Annotated in this window: 18 protein-coding genes; 14 read left to right on the top strand and 4 right to left on the bottom strand. The window is 36.2% G+C overall.

The features are described from left to right. Positions 1-8 precede the first annotated feature (8 nt). From QQS35_RS12215 to QQS35_RS12175, 9 genes are all read left to right on the top strand, one after another. A complete protein-coding gene (locus QQS35_RS12215; protein WP_285932437.1) occupies positions 9-1,313 on the top strand; it encodes a pyrimidine-nucleoside phosphorylase in 1,305 nt (434 codons plus the stop codon). A 113-nt stretch (positions 1,314-1,426) separates the two neighbouring features. Further along, positions 1,427-1,600, top strand: a complete 174-nt coding sequence (locus tag QQS35_RS12210) for a DUF1427 family protein (RefSeq protein WP_285932436.1) — start codon at positions 1,427-1,429, stop codon at positions 1,598-1,600. 30 nt (positions 1,601-1,630) lie between these two features. After that, positions 1,631-2,815: a phosphopentomutase gene (gene deoB / locus QQS35_RS12205; RefSeq protein WP_285932435.1), complete on the top strand. Its 1,185-nt coding sequence runs from the start codon at positions 1,631-1,633 to the stop codon at positions 2,813-2,815. Positions 2,816-2,826: 11 nt separating this feature from the next. After that, complete coding sequence (locus QQS35_RS12200) at positions 2,827-3,645, top strand: purine-nucleoside phosphorylase (protein ID WP_285932433.1); 819 nt, start codon at positions 2,827-2,829, stop codon at positions 3,643-3,645. 40 nt (positions 3,646-3,685) lie between these two features. After that, positions 3,686-4,087 carry a cytidine deaminase gene (locus QQS35_RS12195; protein WP_285932431.1) on the top strand — a complete coding sequence of 134 codons (402 nt, stop codon included), beginning with the start codon at positions 3,686-3,688 and terminating at the stop codon, positions 4,085-4,087. Between the two features lie 36 nt (positions 4,088-4,123). Then, the gene (gene deoC, locus QQS35_RS12190; RefSeq protein WP_285932429.1) at positions 4,124-4,795 is read left to right on the top strand and encodes a deoxyribose-phosphate aldolase; all 672 of its coding nucleotides are present in this window, start codon (positions 4,124-4,126) and stop codon (positions 4,793-4,795) included. Positions 4,796-5,120: 325 nt separating this feature from the next. Next, positions 5,121-6,173, top strand: coding sequence for a fatty acid desaturase (locus QQS35_RS12185; protein ID WP_285932427.1), 1,053 nt, complete (start codon positions 5,121-5,123; stop codon positions 6,171-6,173). A 731-nt stretch (positions 6,174-6,904) separates the two neighbouring features. Further along, positions 6,905-8,020 (top strand): sensor histidine kinase, encoded by a 1,116-nt coding sequence (locus QQS35_RS12180; protein ID WP_285932426.1) that lies wholly within the window; start codon positions 6,905-6,907, stop codon positions 8,018-8,020. A 12-nt stretch (positions 8,021-8,032) separates the two neighbouring features. After that, positions 8,033-8,632, top strand: a complete 600-nt coding sequence (locus tag QQS35_RS12175; protein WP_285932425.1) for a response regulator transcription factor — start codon at positions 8,033-8,035, stop codon at positions 8,630-8,632. A gap of 71 nt (positions 8,633-8,703) precedes the next feature. Here QQS35_RS12175 and QQS35_RS12170 read toward each other — a convergent pair whose 3' ends face one another. Then, positions 8,704-10,038, bottom strand: coding sequence for a 6-phospho-beta-glucosidase (locus tag QQS35_RS12170; RefSeq protein ID WP_285932424.1), 1,335 nt, complete (start codon positions 10,036-10,038; stop codon positions 8,704-8,706). Between the two features lie 278 nt (positions 10,039-10,316). On the opposite strand from QQS35_RS12170, the gene QQS35_RS12165 reads away from it, so the two are divergent. Next, positions 10,317-11,057 (top strand): MurR/RpiR family transcriptional regulator, encoded by a 741-nt coding sequence (locus QQS35_RS12165; protein ID WP_285932423.1) that lies wholly within the window; start codon positions 10,317-10,319, stop codon positions 11,055-11,057. 67 nt (positions 11,058-11,124) lie between these two features. Here the strand turns inward: QQS35_RS12165 and QQS35_RS12160 are convergent, their stop codons facing one another. Beyond that, positions 11,125-12,186 carry an NAD(P)/FAD-dependent oxidoreductase gene (locus QQS35_RS12160; protein ID WP_285932422.1) on the bottom strand — a complete coding sequence of 354 codons (1,062 nt, stop codon included), beginning with the start codon at positions 12,184-12,186 and terminating at the stop codon, positions 11,125-11,127. Positions 12,187-12,442: 256 nt separating this feature from the next. Between QQS35_RS12160 and QQS35_RS12155 the strand changes: the two genes are divergently transcribed. Together QQS35_RS12155 and QQS35_RS12150 are read left to right on the top strand one after the other, a co-directional pair. After that, on the top strand, positions 12,443-13,132 hold the full coding sequence (locus QQS35_RS12155; RefSeq protein ID WP_285932421.1) for an AIM24 family protein: 690 nt from the start codon (positions 12,443-12,445) through the stop codon (positions 13,130-13,132). A 176-nt stretch (positions 13,133-13,308) separates the two neighbouring features. Beyond that, positions 13,309-14,739 (top strand): DHA2 family efflux MFS transporter permease subunit, encoded by a 1,431-nt coding sequence (locus QQS35_RS12150; RefSeq protein WP_285932420.1) that lies wholly within the window; start codon positions 13,309-13,311, stop codon positions 14,737-14,739. A 115-nt stretch (positions 14,740-14,854) separates the two neighbouring features. Here QQS35_RS12150 and QQS35_RS12145 read toward each other — a convergent pair whose 3' ends face one another. Continuing rightward, on the bottom strand, positions 14,855-15,673 hold the full coding sequence (locus QQS35_RS12145; protein WP_285932419.1) for an MBL fold metallo-hydrolase: 819 nt from the start codon (positions 15,671-15,673) through the stop codon (positions 14,855-14,857). Between the two features lie 353 nt (positions 15,674-16,026). On the opposite strand from QQS35_RS12145, the gene QQS35_RS12140 reads away from it, so the two are divergent. Continuing rightward, on the top strand, positions 16,027-16,488 hold the full coding sequence (locus tag QQS35_RS12140) for a hemerythrin domain-containing protein (RefSeq protein ID WP_285932418.1): 462 nt from the start codon (positions 16,027-16,029) through the stop codon (positions 16,486-16,488). A gap of 316 nt (positions 16,489-16,804) precedes the next feature. Continuing rightward, a complete protein-coding gene (locus QQS35_RS12135) occupies positions 16,805-18,241 on the top strand; it encodes a carbon starvation CstA family protein (RefSeq protein ID WP_285932479.1) in 1,437 nt (478 codons plus the stop codon). Positions 18,242-18,304: 63 nt separating this feature from the next. Here QQS35_RS12135 and QQS35_RS12130 read toward each other — a convergent pair whose 3' ends face one another. Beyond that, the gene (locus QQS35_RS12130; protein WP_285932417.1) at positions 18,305-21,190 is read right to left on the bottom strand and encodes a transglycosylase domain-containing protein; all 2,886 of its coding nucleotides are present in this window, start codon (positions 21,188-21,190) and stop codon (positions 18,305-18,307) included. Positions 21,191-21,358: the final 168 nt, after the last annotated feature.

Genomic DNA, 21,358 nt, shown 5'->3' with positions numbered 1-21,358 from the left:
TGATGACATTGAGAATGGTAGATCTAATTAGTAAAAAAAGAAATGGTGAAGAATTAACAAAACAAGAAATAGATTTTATTATAGAAGGATATACAAATGAAAATATTCCTGATTATCAAATGTCAGCTCTAGCGATGGCTATCTATTTTCAAGATATGACAAATTCTGAAAGAGTTCACTTAACGATGGCAATGGCGGAATCAGGTGATCAGATTGATTTATCAGATATAAAAGGCATTAAAGTTGATAAGCATAGTACTGGTGGTGTCGGTGATACAACGACCCTAATATTAGCCCCACTAGTAGCCTCTGTTGGTGTCCCTGTTGCGAAAATGTCTGGTCGTGGATTGGGTCATACAGGAGGAACGGTTGATAAACTAGAATCTATTAAAGGATTCGAAGTGGAACTAGGTAGTAAGAAATTTAATGAACTAGTTAATACGAATAATATTGCAGTGGTTGGCCAAAGTGGTAATTTAACACCTGCAGATAAGAAACTTTATGGCTTGCGAGATGTAACAGCAACCGTAAATTCTATTCCATTAATTGCTAGTTCGATTATGAGTAAGAAAATTGCTTCGGGTGCTGATGCCATTGTTTTGGATGTGAAAACAGGATCTGGTGCATTTATGAAAGATATCGAAGGTGCAAAAGAATTAGCGCAAGCAATGGTTCAGATTGGTAATGGTGCTGGACGTAATACAATAGCTGTTATTTCTGATATGAACCAACCTTTAGGGTTTGCAATTGGAAATGCACTAGAAGTAAAAGAAGCAATAGATACGTTAAAGGGAGAAGGTCCTGCAGATCTTCATGAACTTTGTTTAACTTTAGGGAGTCAAATGGTTTATTTAGCAGGTGAAGCGGAAACGATTGATCAAGCCAGATCCATGTTAGAACATGCGATTGAAACAGGCCTAGCTCTTGAAAAGTTCAAAACATTTATAGCTTCTCAAGGTGGAGATGAATCTGTTGTAGATCAACCTAGTAAGTTACCAGCAGCGGCATACACGTTTGAAGTGGAAGCAAAAGAAGATGGGTACGTATCTGAAATTACTGCAGATGAAATTGGCATTGCTGCAAGTATTTTAGGTGCAGGAAGAACGACAAAAGATTCTATCATTGATTTAGCTGTAGGTCTTGTCTTAAACAAAAAAGTTGGGGATAAAGTAACTAAAGGTGAATCACTCGTAACTATTCATAGCAATTCTGAATCAGTAACAGAAGCAGTTGAAAAGATTTATGCTTCGTACACCATTACACAAAAGGTTGTCGAACGTCATCCTTTAGTTTATGATATTATTCATGAATAAGTAGTTAGATGAACAAATTAGGGTCCAAACGCTTGGACCCTAATTTTTAAACAACAGAGAGGTTGGACGTCTAACGATAATAGTTTAACCATTCACACAAAAGGAGAATCATCATGAAAGAACTATTTTTAAGTTTATTGGCTGGTTTAGTAATAGGAGTTGTTTTTAAGTTATTAAAATTACCATTACCAGCACCACCTGTTCTGGCCGGGGTATTAGGAATAGTCGGCGTATTTAGCGGAGGCGTGTTAGTAGATTGGATTGCAAAAACATTTTTACAATCCTAAATGAATTTGATTTGTAAGGAGGCATACAACATGGAAACAAGGTTTAAACGGGTTTTTTTAATTGTATTAGATTCTGTAGGAATTGGTGCTTCACCAGATGCCTTTAACTATAACGATATAGGTGCAGATACACTAGGCCATATTGCATCTTATCGAAACGGGTTGAATATGCCACATATGGCAAAGTTAGGGTTAAGTAACATCAGGGAAATAGAAGGGATTTTAAAAGCGGATAAACCAACGGCTCATTATAGTAAAATGCAAGAAGCTTCTGCAGGTAAAGATACGATGACTGGCCATTGGGAAATAATGGGCCTTCATATTGATACTCCTTTCAGAACGTTTCCTAACGGATTTCCTGATGAACTAATTAATCAAATAGAAAAAGAAACAGGAAGAAAAGTGATTGGGAATAAACCAGCATCTGGGACTGGAATATTAGATGATTTAGGTGAAAAACACATGAAATCAGGTGATTTAATCGTATATACATCGGCTGATTCTGTCTTGCAAATTGCTGCCCATGAAGAAATTATTCCCTTAAAAGAATTATATGAAATCTGTGAGTATGTACGTGTTTTAACAAAATCACCTAATTATATGGTGGGGCGTGTTATTGCCAGACCATTTATTGGCGAACCAGGTGCATTCGAACGTACACCAAACCGTCATGATTATGCACTAAAGCCTTTTGAGCGAACAGTAATGAATGAACTAAAGGATGAAAAGTATGAGGTAATTGCTATTGGGAAAATCGCTGATATCTATGATGGAGAAGGCGTAACGGACTCATTAAGGACAGTTTCAAATATGGATGGTGTTAATAAGTTAATTGAGACAATGGATAGAAGCTTCACCGGATTAAGCTTTCTAAACTTGGTTGATTTTGATGCAATCTATGGTCATCGACGAGACCCACAAGGATACGGAGATGCTTTAGAAGCGTTTGACGCAAGATTACCGGAAATATTCGAAAAGTTGAATGAAGATGATTTACTCATTATCACTGCTGATCATGGTAATGACCCTGTTCATCATGGTACAGACCATACAAGGGAATATGTACCGCTTTTAGTCCATCACAAGGGTATCGAAACAGGAGAATCATTAGCAATTCGTGAAAGTTTTGCGGATATTGGGGCAACAATTGCAGATAATTTTTCGATAGTTAAACCCAAATACGGTACTAGCTTTTTAAAGGAAATAAAAGAATAGGGGGATGAACAATGAAAGTTGACGTAATTAAAACAGCTTCGGATTTTATTTCTAAAAAAATTAATAAACAACCTAAGATTGGCCTTATATTAGGCTCAGGTTTAGGAATGCTTGCTGATGAAATAGACAACCCTGTTAAGATTGCCTACGCAGATATTCCAGGTTTTCCGGTCTCTACTGTAGAAGGTCATGCAGGACAATTGGTCATTGGTGAGTTAAAAGGTGAGTTTGTGTTAGCGATGCAAGGTAGATTTCATTTTTATGAAGGGTATCCATTGAGTGAAGTCACTTTTCCTGTCCGTGTTATGAAAGATTTAGGTATTGAGAAAATGATTGTAACCAATGCAGCGGGCGCTGTTAATCCATCATTTGAACCAGGTAACCTAATGTTAATAAAGGATCATATTAATTTAGCGGGTGATAACCCATTAATTGGAGCAAATAACCAAGGACATGGTGTTCGCTTTCCCGATATGTCAACAGCGTACACTCCAGCACTTCAACAACTAGCGCTTCAAACCGCTTCATCATTAGGGATTGACCTCAAACAAGGTGTTTATGTATGGAATAGTGGACCAAGCTATGAAACACCAGCAGAAATTCGTATGCTACAAAAACTCGGAGGAGATGCTGTTGGAATGTCAACAGTTCCAGAGGTTATTGTTGCTCGTCACGCTGGCATGGAAGTGCTTGGAATATCATGTATATCGAATATGGCAGCAGGAATACTAGATCAACCACTCTCACATGAAGAAGTTATGGAAACAACTGAAAAAGTGAGAGGGCAATTTCTGAATTTTGTTAAAGAGATGATTGCTACAATGGCTTAAGTATAGGTGGGTGAACACTTTATACAGAAGGAGTGAGGAAATGGATTACCAACATATGATTAGCGAGGCTTTGAAAGCAAGAAACAAGGCGTATGCACCATACTCAAAGTTCAAGGTAGGTGCAGCTTTACAAACAACAGAAGGAAAAGTTTATCATGGCTGTAATATAGAAAATGCTGCTTATACGATGTGTAACTGTGCAGAAAGAACAGCTTTATTTAGTGCTTATGCAGCAGGAGACAAATCATTTGATTTACTAGTTGTAGTTGCTGATACGGATCGACCTGTTTCTCCTTGTGGAGCATGCCGACAAGTAATCTCTGAATTATGCCCCGCTGATATGAAAGTGATTTTAACAAATTTACAAAATGAAATAGAAGAAACAACAGTTGCTGCGCTATTGCCAGGAGCATTTACTCCAAACGACCTTAGCAAGCACTGATGGTACTAAATATATGTAATGGAAAGGTTGATAGATATGGAACAGAATATAGCAATGACGATTGACCATACAGTACTAAAAGCTGATACAACAAAAGACCAAATCGTCACCATTTGTGAAGAGGCAAAAACACACAGATTTTATTCTGTATGTGTGAACCCAACTTGGGTAGAACAAGTAGCTTTATTACTTAAAGGATCTGATGTAGAGGTTTGTACAGTTATTGGTTTTCCTTTAGGAGCATCGACAACTGCTGTTAAAGCTATGGAAACAACTGATGCGATTGAAAAAGGCGCTACAGAAGTCGATATGGTCATTAATATCGGCAAATTAAAAGATGCTGACTATGATGCTGTTGAAAAAGATATCCAAGCAGTTGTAACAGCTGCAGGAAAAAAAGCACTAGTAAAAGTAATCATCGAAACAAGTTTGCTAACGGAAGAAGAAAAAGTCAAAGCATGTCAGCTTGCTGTTAAAGCTGGAGCAGACTATGTAAAAACATCAACAGGATTTTCAACTGGAGGAGCTACAGTAGCAGATATCAAATTGATGCGTCAAACAGTTGGACCGGGAATTGGCGTAAAAGCCTCAGGTGGTGTACGTGATCGCGAAACAGCTTGTGCACTAATTGACGCAGGCGCAAGCCGTATAGGTGCTAGTGCTAGTGTTGCGATTGTAAAAGGTGAAAAATCAGATAGCGATTATTAGAAGATAAAGTAGCTAACAAGGGAGACTGTTCCAATAGTCTCCCTTGTTAGCTGCTTTTTTGTTTGTTTTTTTAACAGTCTCTTATCTCTACCTATAAGATATACCTTCTAAAGTTCATTCAGTATAAAATTAAAATTTTGGGATATTTATAATAAATGGATTTAAAAAAGGATGAAATCTATTAGATGAAGAAATTAGACAAGCAGATGTGACAAATGTCATATAGTTAGATTGACGTTTATGACTTCTTTAGCTTTATTATTTCTTCTATGATTAGGATAGATTAAAAATCCCAATAAAAGCAGCATAGCTTGAGGAGGATATCATGAGTAGACAAAAACAAGCAGAACTAAGAAAAAACGTAAAGCCATTTGAAACGGCTGATAAAAAATCAAGTATAAAACAATTAATTAATACAATTCCACCATTTTTCATACTGTGGTTTCTTGCATATCAAAGTTTATCCATTTCTGTATGGCTAACTGTTGCACTTTCCATTGTAGCCGCAGGTTTTGTCGTGCGTACCTTTATTATTTTCCATGATTGCACACATCAGTCATATTTCAAAAATAAAAAGGCCAATCGAATCCTTGGAACAATTACGGGCATTATCACCCACTTTGCTTTTGAAAAGTGGAAACGAAGTCATTCGATTCACCATGCGACCAGTGGTAATCTGGATAAGCGTGGTACCGGAGATATGTGGGTAATGACGATAGATGAGTATTTAAATGCTTCTTGGTGGGAAAAATTAACTTACCGGCTCTACCGAAATCCAGTTGTGATGTTTGGGCTTGGTCCTGTTTATCTTTTCCTTGTAGATAACCGCTTTAATCGAAAGGGTGCAAAACGTAAAGAGCGTTTGAATACGTATCTTATTAACGTTTCTCTTATTGCGATTTACACATTGTTAGTACTTACGATTGGTTGGCAAGCATTATTAATTATCCAGCTTCCAATATTATTTGTCTCAGGTACTCTTGGAATATGGTTGTTTTATGTGCAACACCAATTTGAGGATTCTTACTTTGAAAATGAAGCAGAATGGGATTATGTGAAAGCAGCAGTGGATGGAAGTTCTTATTATAAACTTCCAAAAGTTATGCAGTGGATTACAGGTAACATTGGTTTCCACCACGTACACCACTTGAGTCCGAGAGTACCAAATTATAATTTAGAAAAAGCACATGAATCTACACCACCTTTACAAAAAGCTACCACGATTACTTTGGCTTCTAGTTTAGTGTCCATTCGTTTTCGATTATATGATGAAAAAAACAAAACGTTTGTGGGCTTTAAAGAAGTTAAAGCCCTTGCTGAAAAGTCAAAGCTATCTCTACAATTAAAAACGCGTGGGCCAAGCTTTCAAGATGAGTAAATAGAATGTAAAACCCCTTCAAATCTCTGAAGGGGTTTATTTTTAGAAGGTTTTATTCTAAAAGTTTATTGTTAATGTAATTAAAATATAAAGTACGCACTAAGTATTCTTTACATTTGTAAAATTCTTTTCTGTTGGAATGGTGACCCGAGTTGTAATACTTCGTTCCGGCAGAATACTCCGCTTTCCACGGGCACGGCTTCAGCTAACTCAGAAGAAAAGCGCTTCTGAGTGGATCTTCAGCTCGCGCTGTTCCCGTAGGAGTCTACGTATTCTGTCTCCACTAATTGTGATAATAAATTTTACATTAGTGATTTAAATGTTTTTATAGCTTTTCGAGCATTAAACTTCATGAAATGCATTATTGAATTCTATGAACAACACTATCCTAACGTAGTGTATTTCCGAAGTGGTGGATTAAGCACTAATCTAATGAATGATGTAAGAAAGTCACGACAAAGTTAGTGCGTACTTTACATCAACTCTGAAAAAAGTAGCAAAACTTATGATGGAAGAAGCTTTTTAATTTAAAAACAAAAATCAAAAAACACACTGCTTTTGTTATACTGAGAATAAAATGTATTTTCTAATTTTAGCAAAGTTAATCAATTTCATAATACCAATTTTGTCGTCAACTTATATAACCATTTCCAAACTATATATTGCCCTTAGATGACTGAATAAGGTAATTATGAAATTGACTCAAAAGAGGGCAAAAAAGGAGACCTGCTATGCAGAACTGGTATCATATTTTTCCGAGGAATACAGGACTTAGCTCTTATATTTGGATTATTTTTTGTGTCTTGCCCTTTTATTTTATTTTTAGGTCATCATCTACATTTGAAATAATATTAGGTATATGTTTATTATTGCTTTTTTTTACATCTTATCGCCTTTCGTTTATTACGAAAGGCTGGTTTGTATATTTATGGGTTAGTATTGACATGGTTATTAATATTGTTATGACTTTGCTCCTCGGTTATGTTTATTTTTCATTATTCTTGGCTTTCTTTATTGGTAATGTTCAGAAAAAAGCCGGTTTTATTACGTTATATATCATTCATCTAGTTACGACAGCTGCTGCAATAACGCTTGGCTTCATCTTTAAAACAGATATCTTTTTTTCACAATTACCATTTATCGTTATTAGTTTAATTGGTGTAATTCTATTGCCATTTAATATGTATAATCGAATTAAGCGTGAACAACTAGAAGATCAATTAGAAGATGCAAATAAAAGAATATCTAAGTTAATGGTTATTGAGGAACGTCAAAGGATTGCTCGTGATTTACACGACACGCTAGGGCAGAAACTTTCACTAATAGGATTGAAAAGTGACTTAGCCGGGAAATTAGTGATTGCAAATCCTGAATCTGCGAAAAATGAAATAAATGATATTCGCCAAACTGCTAGAACTGCATTAAAAGAAGTCCGTGAGATGGTTTCTGACATGCGTGGGGTCAAATTAAAAGATGAAATAATACACATTAAACAAATATTAGATGCGGCAGAAATAGAATTGCAGGTTGAAGGCAATCCCAATCTATCACATACCCCTCTATTGGTGGAGAATGTGGTGAGTATGTGTTTGAAGGAAGCTATTACAAATGTCGTTAAACATAGCTCTGCTTCTACTTGTCAGGTTTTGATTAAGCAGTCTCCGAACGAATTGTTTATTGAGGTAAAAGATGATGGAATAGGTCTTGTAGAAGGTAACGGGAAAGGGCATGGCCTTCAGGGGATTAGAGAGCGATTGGAGTTTCTAAATGGAAGTTTGGAAATACAAAGTATAGATGGGACAACACTTAAAATAAAAGTTCCAAATGCAATTCAACAACCAAAGTAGGAGGGATTAAATGTGATTCGGATTGTACTTGCTGAGGACCAACGCTTATTGCTTGGGGCTCTTGGATCATTGCTTGATTTAGAGGATGATATGCAGGTTGTCGGTAAGGCGAGAGATGGGGAAGAAGTATTAGCCTTAGTAAAGGAGCAAAAGCCAGATATATGTATTATGGATATTGAAATGCCTCATAAAAGTGGCTTAGATGCGGCAGAGGAACTGAAGGATGATGCATGTAAAGTAATTATATTAACAACATTTGCACGGCCGGGATACTTCGAGCGTGCACGAAATGCTGGTGTTGGTGGTTATTTATTAAAAGATAGCCCTAGTGAGGATTTATCCAACTCTATTCGAGCTATAATGGATGGACGACGTGTATATGCCCCGGAATTAGTTGATATGGCTTATGGTGAAGAGAGTCCGCTTACGGATCGTGAGGAACAAGTTATTAAACTTATGGCTGATGGAAAAAACACGAAAGAAATAGCAAGCCAACTTTTTCTAACTAATGGCACCGTACGGAATTATATATCAGTAATACTTGATAAGTTAGAAGTGACTAATCGGATTGAAGCAATTTCTAGGTTTAAGGAGAAGGGCTGGTTTAAATGAATGGTAATTAAACGATAAATAACCTGAGCTATCCACGCTTGGCTCAGGTTATTTATTAATAAGGTTCTTTTTTAAACTTCTATCGTTTCTGCAAATTTAAATTGTGGTAAGTGTTCCTTATGTGCAACTAGCATCTCATCAACAATTTGTTTTGCAATCGTATCGGAAGGGATTAATGGGTTAATGGCTAAAGCAAGAACTGTTTTATCATAATCGCCAGTCACTGCTGCTTCAGCCGCAATCCGCTCAAATGATTTAATTTGTTGTACTAATCCCCTTACAGCTACAGGGAGATCACCAATTACAATTGGTTTTGGTCCCTCTTTGGTAATTACACAACTAATCTCGATGGCAGATTCATTAGGAATGCTTGCTATCGCTCCATTATTTACTGTATTTACAGGTTGAATATCACGTTTGTCAGTGTGAATGGATGTAATTAAACGAACTGCAGCATCCGAATAATAGGCCCCACCGCGCTCTTCCAATTGAGGTGGTTTTACGGACAAAGTTGGGTCTTTATACAGTTCAAATAACTCTTTTTCTAACCTTTGAACTACTTCCGCACGTGTACCTTCTTCTTCAGCATTCTTAAGATCCTTTTCTACCATGTCATTTGTTTTGTAATAATAATTGTGATAAGGACAAGTCAGGACATTGAGTGCTTTAATAAATGATGGCTCCCAACCTAGTCCCTTTATATTTTTAACAAAACTACTGTTGTTTGAATCAGTTAATAATTCTATTACCTTGTCCTTTACACTTTCTCCATCGACATAAACATTCAATCCATAAACCATATGGTTCAAGCCAGCGAAGTCAATTCTAACTCTTGAGTGATCCACTTCTAATAGTTGTGCGATTCCCATTTCAATTCCAATTGGAACATTACATAGTCCCACTACTTTTTTAATGTTGGAATAACGTAGGATAGCCTCTGTTACCATTCCGGCGGGGTTTGTAAAATTAATTAACCATGCATTAGGACATAACTCCTCGATGTCTTTACAAATATCAAGAATGACAGGAATAGTTCGTAAACCTTTAAACAAACCACCTGGCCCGTTTGTTTCCTGGCCAAGCACTCCATATTTTAAAGGGATTCTTTCATCCTTTGCTCTAGCTTCTAACAAGCCTACCCGAAATTGAGTTGTGACAAAGTCAGCATCTTTTAAAGCTAATTTTCTGTCTAATGTTAAGTGAACTTCAATTGGAAGACCTGCTTTTTCAATCATTCTTTTCGCTAAGTTTCCAACAATTTCTAACTTTTCTTTTCCTTCTTCTATATCTACTAACCATAACTCACTAACCGGTAATTCATCATAATGCTTTATAAAACCTTCCACAAGTTCGGGGGTATAACTAGATCCACCGCCAATTGTTGTAATTTTAATCCTTTTAACCATCTTTACCACTCCTCCGTTTTTTGGTTTTAGTAATAAATGTTTAACAAAGTTGAAGTTTCCTAGATTAATTTTAAATTAAAGAATATTTCTCTTTGCTAGTTGGATTTGAATTGTATAGATTAATAGTAAGCGTAGGGAATTGGTAAGTATAGGGGGCGTGAGCTTCTAGTTTATAGTTTCTAAAAGAGTTAAATGTGTCAGATATGTAACAAGGTGTTTTTTGATGAGATTATGTGGTACGCTTTGGGTATAAGTTATTTTAGGTAAGGGGATAGGTTATGTTTACGAATGAAGAGATTGCTTCATTTAACGAATTAGAGACATCTTTGTACAACTTTATTACTCAAAATATCGAAAAGGTTGTTTATATGAGAATACGTGAGTTAGCAGATGAAACGCATGTTTCAACGGCAACAATTTTACGCTTCTGTAGAAAGGTTAATTGTTCTGGTTTCTCAGAGTTTAAAGTAAGACTTAAATTACAACTGGAAAATGAAAAATCAACTGTTATTAAGAGTGGACAACATTCGATAACGGAATTTTTTGAGCGAACACTAACAGGTAATATTGAGGAAAAAATAAAAAAGGCTGCAAAAGTTGTGACAGATGCAGAGACGGTTATTTTTATTGGGATTGGAAGTTCAGGAATTCTCGCAGAGTATGGAGCAAGATATTTTTCGAGCTTAGGCACATTTTCGATGTATATAAAAGACCCACATTTTCCTATTCATCCACATATTTTAAATGATAGTGTGACGATTGCCTTATCGGTTTCGGGAGAAAGTAATTATACGGTTAGGCACATAAATCAATTAAAGCAAGAAGGAAGTAAGATTGTAAGTATTACAAATAGTAAACATTCTACTGTAGCGAAGATTTCTGATGTCAATATTCCATATTACGTGACAAATGAATGGTATGAAAATTCAAATATAACGACACAAGTACCAGTTATGTATATATTGGAAACGATGGCACGTGAGATATATAAGATAAATGAAAACAAGAATAGGGATTAATAAACTAAATTATCTCGAAAAATAAAAAAAGGTCAATCGAAAAAAGACTGACCTTTCCAAACATATATTAATGTCGCTTATTTAACCAAAGTACTCCTGATTTCGCTAATCGTGGTAATAATCCAGTCATTGGTTGTTTCATCATATTACCGAATCCATCTGATTTTCCTAAAGAACCAAGTGCACCTTTTAGTTTAACTTCTTTAGGGATTTGAGGTTCTTGGCCATTTAGTACAGCTCTTAAAACATCACCAATTTGTTCACCTTGTTTACCAGCCAATTGCGCACTTGGAGAGTGATAAGAAGAAGCGCAATCACCTACAACATAAATATTGGTATGCGTTGGGACTTGGGAATAATCATTCAACTTAATTTTTCCTTGTGTGTCTTTATCAAATGGCAGTTCACTTACTAAATAATTAGGTTTTACTCCAGCAGTCCAAATCGTAACATCACTGATAAAGCAAGCACCATTGTTACAAACAGCGTCTTTTTCTACATACTCTACGTTTGAGTGATGAAGTACTTCTACATCATTTTTAACAAACCATTCTGCAACATATTCTTGTATTTTTGAATCAAATCCATTTAATACAGATGCGCCTCTATCGAGTAGGCGTATATTTAAATCTGGTCTACTTTCTCTTATTTCAGAAGCAACTTCAATTCCACTTAAACCTGCTCCGACAATAGCCACTTTACCATATGCGTGAAGGTCGCCAATTGCTAATCCGGTATGTCGAGCCTTTGAAAGCGTTTGTACACTTTCTGTGAATTCCTTAGCGCCTTCGATACCATGGTAATTGTCTTCACACCCAAGTCCGATAACTAAGTAATCGTAAGCTATTGTTTCATCAGATTGTTTGATTTTAATTTGCTCATTTTCAGTATCAATTTGTTCAATCTCTGCAAATACTAAGTCAACCTGTTCATGGTTAGGAAATTCGGTGCGTACTTCTTTGTCTGCGGATGTCCCAGCAGCTATGGTGTAAAATTCAGTTTTTAAGGAATGATAGGGATTTCGATCAACAAGTGTGATGCGAACATCCTTTGGTATTTCACTATCAATTAATTTGTGTAGAATTTTAACTCCGCCATAGCCGCCACCCAATATGACTAATCTTTTCATAAATAAACTCCTTACCTTTTCCAAAGTAATAACGATTGAATAGTTAATAAATTCGATTACACTTCCATCTTACAGATTAACAAAAAACTATGCGAAAAACTAGAAAAACCTCACTTATCCTCTTGTTAATCATTTGATTATAAAAGTTTAAATACTAGAGTTAGCTTAAGCATTTTAAGTTTTACAAATAATACTGAAACAATTGGAACCTTTCATTCGTAAATAAGTTACTATGCAGAGGAAAGGACGTGTTGGAATGGGAAATTACTCCATTACTGAATTTATAAATAAAACGAAGCAAGATGATACTGAAAACGAATATTTTGAATTGGAAACTCCTCGTATTTTGGAGGTTAATTTAAGTAGTCAGGTTTGGGCAAAGGCTGGATCGATGATTTCATACAATGGAAATATTAAGTTTGAACGTGAAAAAATGCTAGAGCACGGTGTAGGTCGAATGGTAAAAAAGGCCTTCACTGGAGAAGGTAGTTCTCTAATGAAGGCACATGGAAACGGAAGGTTGTATTTAGCAGACCAAGGCAAAAAAATTACTATTTTTGATCTTAATGATGAATCGATTACGGTTAATGGTAATGATTTGCTTGCCTTTGAACCCGGTATAAAATGGGATATTAAATTAATGAAAAAAATCGCAGGGATGATGTCAGGTGGATTATTTAACATCACCTTGAGTGGTAGTGGTAAGGTTGCGATAACATCACACTATGAACCATTGACCTTACTCGTTCACCCTGGTATGCCAGTTATAACCGATCCAAGCGCAACAGTTGCTTGGTCTGGACATTTACAACCAGAGTTTCGAACAGACATTAGCTACCGAACATTGCTAGGTCGTGGTAGTGGAGAGACATTTCAAATGGAGTTCTCTGGTGAAGGATTTGTTATTGTGCAACCGTTTGAAGAAAGTGGAAGTACCTCTTCGTAAGTAAAAAGTTCCTATGTCTTCGTGTTAATAGCCCAGGATTTACCTGGGCTATTTTTTGTGGAAATAATTTTTCTGAGTTATGTGGATAGATAATAGTTTGAAAATCGTGTACTCTGTAAAAGTATGTGAAAATATATATGTCTTTGATTAACTTTTTAGGAACGAGGGATAAAGGGATGGAAACATCTAGTTATAAACGGTCTACAATTGTTACACTCTTACTTGCAGGTTCATTTATCGCTATTTTAAATCAGACACTTATGATAACTGCGATTCCACCAATTATGGAAGAAATGAATATTACTGCTAACTCTGCACAGTGGCTTACTACCGTATTCATGCTTGTAAATGGAATCATGATTCCTATAAGTGCTTTTTTACTAGAAAGATTCACTACTAGACAACTTTTTATTACTGCAATGAGTATTTTTGCCTTGGGTACTCTTGTGGCGGGTCTTGCACCAAATTTTGAAATATTGTTATTAGGAAGAGTGATACAGTCTAGTGGTGCGGGTGTGATGTTGCCACTTATGCAAACTGTTTTCTTAATGATCTTCCCTGTTCATAAACGTGGTGCAGCGATGGGGTTAATTGGACTCGTAATTTCGTTTGCTCCGGCTATTGGTCCTGCTTTATCAGGATGGGTGACAGAGCATTATTCATGGCGCGTTTTATTTTTCATCATCTTGCCCATTGCACTTATTGATATTATTGTTGCGATTTTTGCATTAAAGAATGTAACAGAGTTAAAAAATCCGAAAGTTGATGTTATCTCGATTATTTTGTCATCCTTTGGATTTGGTGGATTACTTTATGGGTTTACTTCGGCAGGGAATAATGGTTGGGGAAGTTCATTGACTTTATTAGCATTAGCTGTAGGTGTTCTTGCGCTTGTCTTATTTATAACTAGGCAATTGCGTTTAAAACACCCTATGCTTGAATTTCGGGTATTTACCTATTCCATTTTCCCTCTAGCTGTGGCTGTTGGTATGATTGTGTTTATGGGATTGATCGGGGTCGAGACAATTATCCCTTTGTATATGCAAGATATGAGAGATTTTACAGCATTTGAAGCGGGAATAGCTCTTCTTCCTGGAGCTGTTATTACAGGTATTATGGCACCTATCACTGGTAGGATTTTCGATAAAGTTGGTGCAAGATGGCTGGCAATTGTTGGTATGTCTATCATTATGGTATCCTCCTTTGCTTTTACAAGATTGGATACAGAGACATCATTCACTTTTATTACGGTAATGTATGGAGTGCGTATGTTTGGTTTATCAATGGTAATGATGCCGATTGCAACTGCAGGATTGAATCAACTACCAAAACGATTAATTGCCCATGGAGCGGCCATGGATAATACAATGAGACAAATTGCTGCATCCATTGGTACTGCAATTTTAGTTACGGTAATGACGAACACGGCAGCAACCGCAGAACAGCGTCCAGAAATTTCGTACCCAGAAATACATGGAGCAAATGTTGCTTTTATCGTTGTTTCTCTACTATCATTAGTCGGTTTAGTAATTTCATTTTTTATTAAAAATAGCAGGCCATCAGAAGAAGAGTTGGAAGCAAAAGACCGCATACGACAACAAGGATAAAAAGGAAAAGGGTGTTTCTTATTCATTTAGACTAAGGAACACCTTTTTTTATTGTATAGGGATTATAGATTTCATGTCTTCTGCAATGTAAGACATATTCTGCGAGCATTTATATCTAATGTTTCTTATTCTTAGGAATAGCCAACTCTAAAAAATTATTGGCTAGTTCGTTAAGTTGTTCACGTAAGCTTTCTCCTTCCATTGGTAAACCGTGTCCTGGTATGACTAGTTCTGGTTCAAGAGCTGCTAATTTTTTAACGGATTCTTCCGCGAGGTCCCAATCTCCTGTAAAATAGGCAGGAGGACCATAGACCTTTTGTAAAGGAAAAAAGACAGCCATTGTTGATTCGGGGTTTTCTGTTACAAAAGCATCACCAGATATCAATGTCCGATCACGTTCTCTAAATAGACAAATATGACCAGGTGTATGTCCTGGCGTGTACACATAGCGCCACTCCTTTAGAAAAGGCAATTCGCCATTTTCGGGAAGGGGCTTTACTAAGCTTTTTAAATTCACCGGGTCTTGAGGAAAAATCGGTGAGAGTAATGAGAACATACCACCACCAACTGTTGGGTCTGCTGGAGGATATACTTCTTTTCCAGTTACATAGCCAAGTTCGTTTTGGTGAACATAGATTGGTACATCCCAATACTTTGCTAATTCCTTAGCTGAACCGACATGGTCGAAATGACCATGTGTTAATATAATTGCTTCTGGAGGTTTATTTCCATATCTTTTTTCTGCTGCAGCTATGATTCGTTTGGTATATCGCATTACACCGGTGTCTATAAGAACCCAAGTGTCATTTGGTTTTCCAATCATACAAACATTGACCAATAGAGCCCGGTAAAAGGCTATATCTTCAAGAACCTCTTCAGATACAGCATGATCCATATCTAAATCTTCATTGTCTTTTCTAATATCTTTATCCATTAGATTCACCGCCTCCTTGTAAACTTAGTTTGTATAGGATTCAGTCCTCTTATACTATAAACAAATTCAATATAGACAAGTTATCCCCTACAAATGTTACTCTTCCACAATATTCACCCCTTTTTAGTGGATAAGTGTGCTTTTTCTCACTTATCCACAACTTATATAGTAATTAAATACATGAAATACACCTTATCCACAACCATTAGATTTCTATAAGAGGTTTAGGAAAGAATCCGATGAGGAAAGTCACACATAGTAATTATTATTTAAGATATAATGAACCCATAAAACATAAGCTGTAAAACATATGGAGAAAGATAGCTAATAACAAATTCAAGAGGAGGTTAACAATGGTAGGAAAACAGAAAGGGTTATTGAGGCATAAGTCATTATATCCGTTATCACACCATCACCATCATGCACTTTTCTTAGCTTTAAATCTAAGGAAAATAGGAACTGAAAAAAGCAAATATAAAGGGATAGAGTTAAAAGAAGAATTGCGATTGTTTTGGGAGACAGGTGGTCAGCAACATTTTCGAGATGAAGAGGAAGTACTGTTACCAATTTATGCACTGTACGGGTCCATTGAACAGCATGAGATAACTGAAATGCTATTGGAACATGTGAAAATCCGATCGATTATTTTTCAAATCTTTGAAAAAAATGAAGAACTAGAACCACTAATGAATGAGCTAGGTAAGCTTCTAGAAAAGCATGTAAGAAAGGAAGAAAGAGTTATTTTTCCAATGATAGAAGATGCACTTCCTGACGATGTCCTAGAAGGTTTAGCGCCCTATTTACACAGAGATTAAATATCTAAAATTAGAGTGAGATGCCAGGTCCCAATGGGGATTCTGGCATCTTATTTTAATCATGCCATAAAAAAATATAGTCATGTTGCTCCAGACTTATATGAATACATTGCAGGAATGCGTCTCTGTTTAATGATAAAAGGATTTTCCATTATTCTAATTTGGACCCTATAGTGAAACGAGATAAGTCTTAACTATAAACAATAATGTAATTACTAAAAAGATTATTTTTTCTGAAAAATCTATTTACTTTTCGGGTGAAAGTGATAATATGTTTAATATTCTACCAATTTTCGCAACAGGAGAGGAACTACAGATGTTTACATTTTTTGGAGCACTATTCATACTTTTATTGGGTTACCTATTTTATTCGAAATTTGTTGAAAAGGTTTTTGTTGTTAATGATAATACACCTACTCCAGCTTACGCTAAAAGAGATAATTTGGATTTTGTACCAATGAGCTGGTGGAAAGGTAATTTAATACAACTATTAAATATAGCAGGACTTGGTCCGATATATGGGGCTGTAGCAGGAGCGCTATATGGCCCAGTTGCCTTTATATGGATTGTAGTTGGCAGTATTTTTGCTGGAGCAGTTCACGATTATTTTTCAGGAATGATGTCTTTAAGGCATAATGGGGCCCAGTTTCCATCACTAGTTGGTAAATACTTGGGGAAACATGTTAAAACTTTTATCAATTTACTTTCATTAGTTTTAATGATATTAGTAGCAGCTGCATTTACTGCAGGTCCTGCTCAATTAATTGCACAAATTACCCCACTGAGTTTTACTTTGGCTTTATTGATTATTTTTGGTTACTTCATTTTAGCAACGATTTTACCAATAAACCGTGTCATTGGTAAAATTTATCCGATTCTTGGCGCTATATTACTAATCATGGCAATTTCCGTAGCTGTTGCGTTAATAATCTCTGGTAAATCGATGCCGAACCTCACAATTGCAAATCTTCATCCAGGTGATTTACCGGTTTGGCCATTACTGATGGTTACGATTTCTTGTGGGGCAATATCAGGATTCCACTGTACACAGAGTCCGATAATTGCCAGGACAATGAAAAAGGAAACGGATGGACGTAAAATATTTTATGGCGCGATGATTATTGAAGGCGTGATTGCATTAATTTGGGCTGCGGCAGGTATGACTTTCTTTAATGGAACAGATGGACTTCAAGCGGCGCTCGTGGCAGGAGGACCTTCTGGTGTAGTAAATGAAATATCAACTTCATTACTTGGTATTACTGGTGGAATTTTAGCGGTCTTTGGGGTTATTATTCTTCCCATTACTACAGGTGATACAGCACTGCGTTCATCAAGAATGATTTTGTCAGATATTCTTGCTAAGTTTTTCAATATGGATAGTAAAGTAAAAATACTACTAGTAACAATTCCAGTCTCTATTCCTGCACTCTTTCTTGCAACGATTGACTATACCTTTTTGTGGAGGTATGTTGGTTGGACTAACCAAGTAGTTGCATCCATAATGTTATGGACTGGAGCGATGTATTTATTAAAAAGTCATAAATTTCACTGGATTTGTGGAGTTCCGGCTTTATTTATGTCAGCAGTAGTATGTACGTATATATTTTACGCACCTGAAGGATTAGGACTTAGTTACCAACTATCTATTGCAATAGGATTTTCATTAACTGTAATTGTTGCCTTTTGGTATGTATATCAAATTAAAAAGTTCAGAAGTGAAAAACACATTAAGTACAAAGATAAAGTAGCCTGAAAATAGAAGCCTAGCAAGCATGTATGTTTGCTAGGCTTCTTTATTCATCATCTATTTAATGGCCTAATTTCCATCATCTTGATTGGAATCATCGTCTTGATTGGAAGAATCATCGCTAGTCTGGTCATCATTGTCTTGATTGGAAGAATCATTGCTAGTCTGGTTATCATCTTGATTGGAAGAGTCATCACTAGTCTGGTCATCATCACCTTGATTGGAAGAGTCATCACTAGTCTGGTCATCATCACCTTGATTGGAAGAGTCATCACTAGTCTGGTCATCATCACCTTGATTGGAAGAATCATCACTAGTCTGATTATCATCATCTTGATTGGAAGAGTCATCACTAGTCTGATTATCATTATCTTGATTAGAAGAGTCATCACTAGTCTGATTATCATCATCTTGATTGGAAGAATCACCGCTAGTCTGATTATCATCATCTTGATTAGAAGAGTCATCACTAGTCTGATTATCATCATCTTGATTGGAAGAGTCACCACTAGTCTGATTATCATCATCTTGATTGGAAGAGTCATCACTAGTCTGATTATCATCATCTTGTTTATCATCGGAGTTTTCTAAAATGAAATCTACAGATGCTTTACTACTTTCATCGCCTGTAGTACTAGCTTGTACATAAAAAGTATAATCCTTTCCCTGTTCAATATTATTAATAGTCAATTCTTCACTTTCTGTGGAACCGATGAAACGCTCATTCCCATCTACACTAGTAGTAATATCAAAAGTAACTGAACGATCATCCTGTTCATCTTGATAATAATCCCATCTAAGAGTGATGCTTGAATCATTACTATGATAATTAGTTGTTAAGTTTGAAGGAACTGGCAAGCTAGGTACGAATTGGTTAGATTCATCAGATGGCTTGTCATTCTCAAAAAAGAGTTCTTTTGTAACACTTCCATCTGGTGTAAAGTCACTAGCTAGTTTGGCTGGCTCCGTTCCTTCTTCGATATCCAACTCAACAATATCGTTTGGTTTATTGAAATCTGTATTATCTTCTTCATTGGTTACTTTCTCCATCAAGTTACTAAATATTTTTTGGGAAATGCGCGTCTCATTATTTGTTAACGGATGTTTTCGATCTTTGTAACCTGTCCAAATGGCAGCAGTATATTCAGTTGTATAACCAGCAAACCATGAGTCAGGAGTACCTCCTTCTGCTATATCGTTTGCTTTCATATACTCATCTGTATAGTTAGTCGTTCCTGTTTTTCCAGCTACTTCTACTCCAGGTACTGCTGCAGTTGTACCTGTTGCTTGAGGATTTTTAACTACTTCCTTTAACATATCCGTAACCATAAAAGCGGTTGAATTATCCATTGCAGTGTTCTTTTTAGTTGAGTATTCCTTTGATGAGCCATCTCTAAATTCTATCTTTTTGATTACATAGGGTTCATTATAGCCCCCTTCATTTCCTAAAGCGGCATAGGCACCAGCTATTTCCATTGAACTTGTACCAGTTGTCATTCCTCCAATTGCCGCACTTTCATAAAGTGTCTCACCATTGAAATTCATTCCAAGTCCTTTTGCAAATTCGGTAGCATAATCATGTCCAGTTTCATTAAATACTTTTATTGCTGGAATGTTTCGTGAATCCCACAGTGCTTCACGAATGGTAATATCTCCTTTAAATTCGCCATCCCAATTTGCTGGTTCGCCTCCATCCTCATACTCAATTGGTTCGTCATCAATAATATGTGCCGTAGACCATTTGTTTTTTTCAATTGCGGGTGCGTAGACAAGTATAGGCTTAATAACGGACCCAGGCTGTCTTTGATTGTCTATAGCAAAGTTGAACCCTCGTTTTACTTCACTTCCATAATTTCTACCACCACCGATGGCTCGGATAGCCCCGGTTTGTGTATCCAGTAAAGTAATCCCAGCCTGAAACGGTTTATCATTTGGATAGTTGATTACTTCTTCTGTATCTAAAATTTTCTCCACGTGTGCTTGTGCTTTAGGATCTAAAGTAGTATGAATGCGAAGTCCTTCTTCGTAAATATTATAATCTCCTTGTTCATCCAGTTGATCTATAACGTGATCAATAAAAGCATCAAAGCCTTTATCTTTAGTTAAATGTGTTCGCTCTTCACTGCTACGGTCAACGATACCTTTTGTTACAGAAACTTGTTGTGCTTTTTCCATCTGTTCATGAGATATCTTATTATGTTGATGCATTAAGGAAAGCACTATATTTCGTCTTTCTTCCGCTTTTTCAGGAGAGTCATATGGATTATAATTATTTGGGCTTTGTGGTATACCTGCTAAAAGTGCTACTTGCGCAAGAGATAATTCATCTAAACTTTTATTATAATAATAGTGAGCGGCCGTTTCGATTCCATAAATGTTATCTGAATAATAGGTTTTGTTTAGATAAAATTCAAGAATTTCTTTTTTACTGTAATTTTGTTCGAATTTAATGGCTAGCCAGGCTTCTTTGGCTTTTCTCTCTAACGTCTTTTCTGAAGTAAGGAAGGACCGCTTTATCACTTGTTGGGTGATTGTGCTCGCGCCTTCAGAACCATAACCCTCCGTTATATTTGCTAATACTGCTTTCCCCAATCGAATGGGGTCAATCCCATAGTGATCATAAAAACGTTCATCTTCAGTAGCTAGAACAGCTTGTTCTACCTGACTAGGGAGATCTTCATATTCGATTAACTCTCGATGCTTAGTTCCAAGTCTTGCAACGACATTACCATTCTTATCAAGAATTTCTGATGGAATAGGATCAATTAAAGCTTCCTCATTTATTTCTGGAGCCTGGCTAGCGTAATAAGCAAATATACTACCACTGCCAACTAAACAGACAAGACATAGTCCCCCAATCAACCAGAGTGTTTTTATAAATAATGAACTTTTAGATCTCTTCTTATTTAGGTGTTTTTGTTTTTTCTTTTGCTTAGGTGATTTACTGTTTTCCAAGCATTATACCCCACTTTCAACAACTACTAATTGCAAACCAAACCTTTATTCGGTAGTAGGAAAACTACCATCAATAATTCGCTAGTTTATGATAATAGTTTAGCCCGTTTATTTCGTATACCCAAAATAAGCGAGGGTTGAACATGGTATATAGAAGTAACTATGGTT

Source organism: Aquibacillus rhizosphaerae, assembly GCF_030282825.1.
Taxonomy (GTDB): Bacteria; Bacillota; Bacilli; order Bacillales; family Amphibacillaceae; genus Aquibacillus_C; species Aquibacillus_C rhizosphaerae.
The sequence above is the reverse complement of the archived record's forward strand: the minus strand, read 5'-3'. Positions and strand labels throughout refer to the sequence as shown.

What these genes read in the sequence shown, in the direction of transcription:
- QQS35_RS12210 (WP_285932436.1), top strand. Translation starts at nt 1,427, where the DNA reads ATGAAAGAACTATTTTTAAGTTTATTGGCTGGTTTAGTAATAGGAGTT.
- QQS35_RS12145 (WP_285932419.1), bottom strand. Translation starts at nt 15,673, where the DNA reads ATGGATAAAGATATTAGAAAAGACAATGAAGATTTAGATATGGATCAT.
- QQS35_RS12140 (WP_285932418.1), top strand. Translation starts at nt 16,027, where the DNA reads ATGGTAGGAAAACAGAAAGGGTTATTGAGGCATAAGTCATTATATCCG.
- deoC (WP_285932429.1), top strand. Translation starts at nt 4,124, where the DNA reads ATGGAACAGAATATAGCAATGACGATTGACCATACAGTACTAAAAGCT.
- deoB (WP_285932435.1), top strand. Translation starts at nt 1,631, where the DNA reads ATGGAAACAAGGTTTAAACGGGTTTTTTTAATTGTATTAGATTCTGTA.
- QQS35_RS12185 (WP_285932427.1), top strand. Translation starts at nt 5,121, where the DNA reads ATGAGTAGACAAAAACAAGCAGAACTAAGAAAAAACGTAAAGCCATTT.
- QQS35_RS12195 (WP_285932431.1), top strand. Translation starts at nt 3,686, where the DNA reads ATGGATTACCAACATATGATTAGCGAGGCTTTGAAAGCAAGAAACAAG.
- QQS35_RS12180 (WP_285932426.1), top strand. Translation starts at nt 6,905, where the DNA reads ATGCAGAACTGGTATCATATTTTTCCGAGGAATACAGGACTTAGCTCT.
- QQS35_RS12170 (WP_285932424.1), bottom strand. Translation starts at nt 10,038, where the DNA reads ATGGTTAAAAGGATTAAAATTACAACAATTGGCGGTGGATCTAGTTAT.
- QQS35_RS12150 (WP_285932420.1), top strand. Translation starts at nt 13,309, where the DNA reads ATGGAAACATCTAGTTATAAACGGTCTACAATTGTTACACTCTTACTT.
- QQS35_RS12165 (WP_285932423.1), top strand. Translation starts at nt 10,317, where the DNA reads ATGTTTACGAATGAAGAGATTGCTTCATTTAACGAATTAGAGACATCT.
- QQS35_RS12160 (WP_285932422.1), bottom strand. Translation starts at nt 12,186, where the DNA reads ATGAAAAGATTAGTCATATTGGGTGGCGGCTATGGCGGAGTTAAAATT.
- QQS35_RS12200 (WP_285932433.1), top strand. Translation starts at nt 2,827, where the DNA reads ATGAAAGTTGACGTAATTAAAACAGCTTCGGATTTTATTTCTAAAAAA.
- QQS35_RS12155 (WP_285932421.1), top strand. Translation starts at nt 12,443, where the DNA reads ATGGGAAATTACTCCATTACTGAATTTATAAATAAAACGAAGCAAGAT.
- QQS35_RS12135 (WP_285932479.1), top strand. Translation starts at nt 16,805, where the DNA reads ATGTTTACATTTTTTGGAGCACTATTCATACTTTTATTGGGTTACCTA.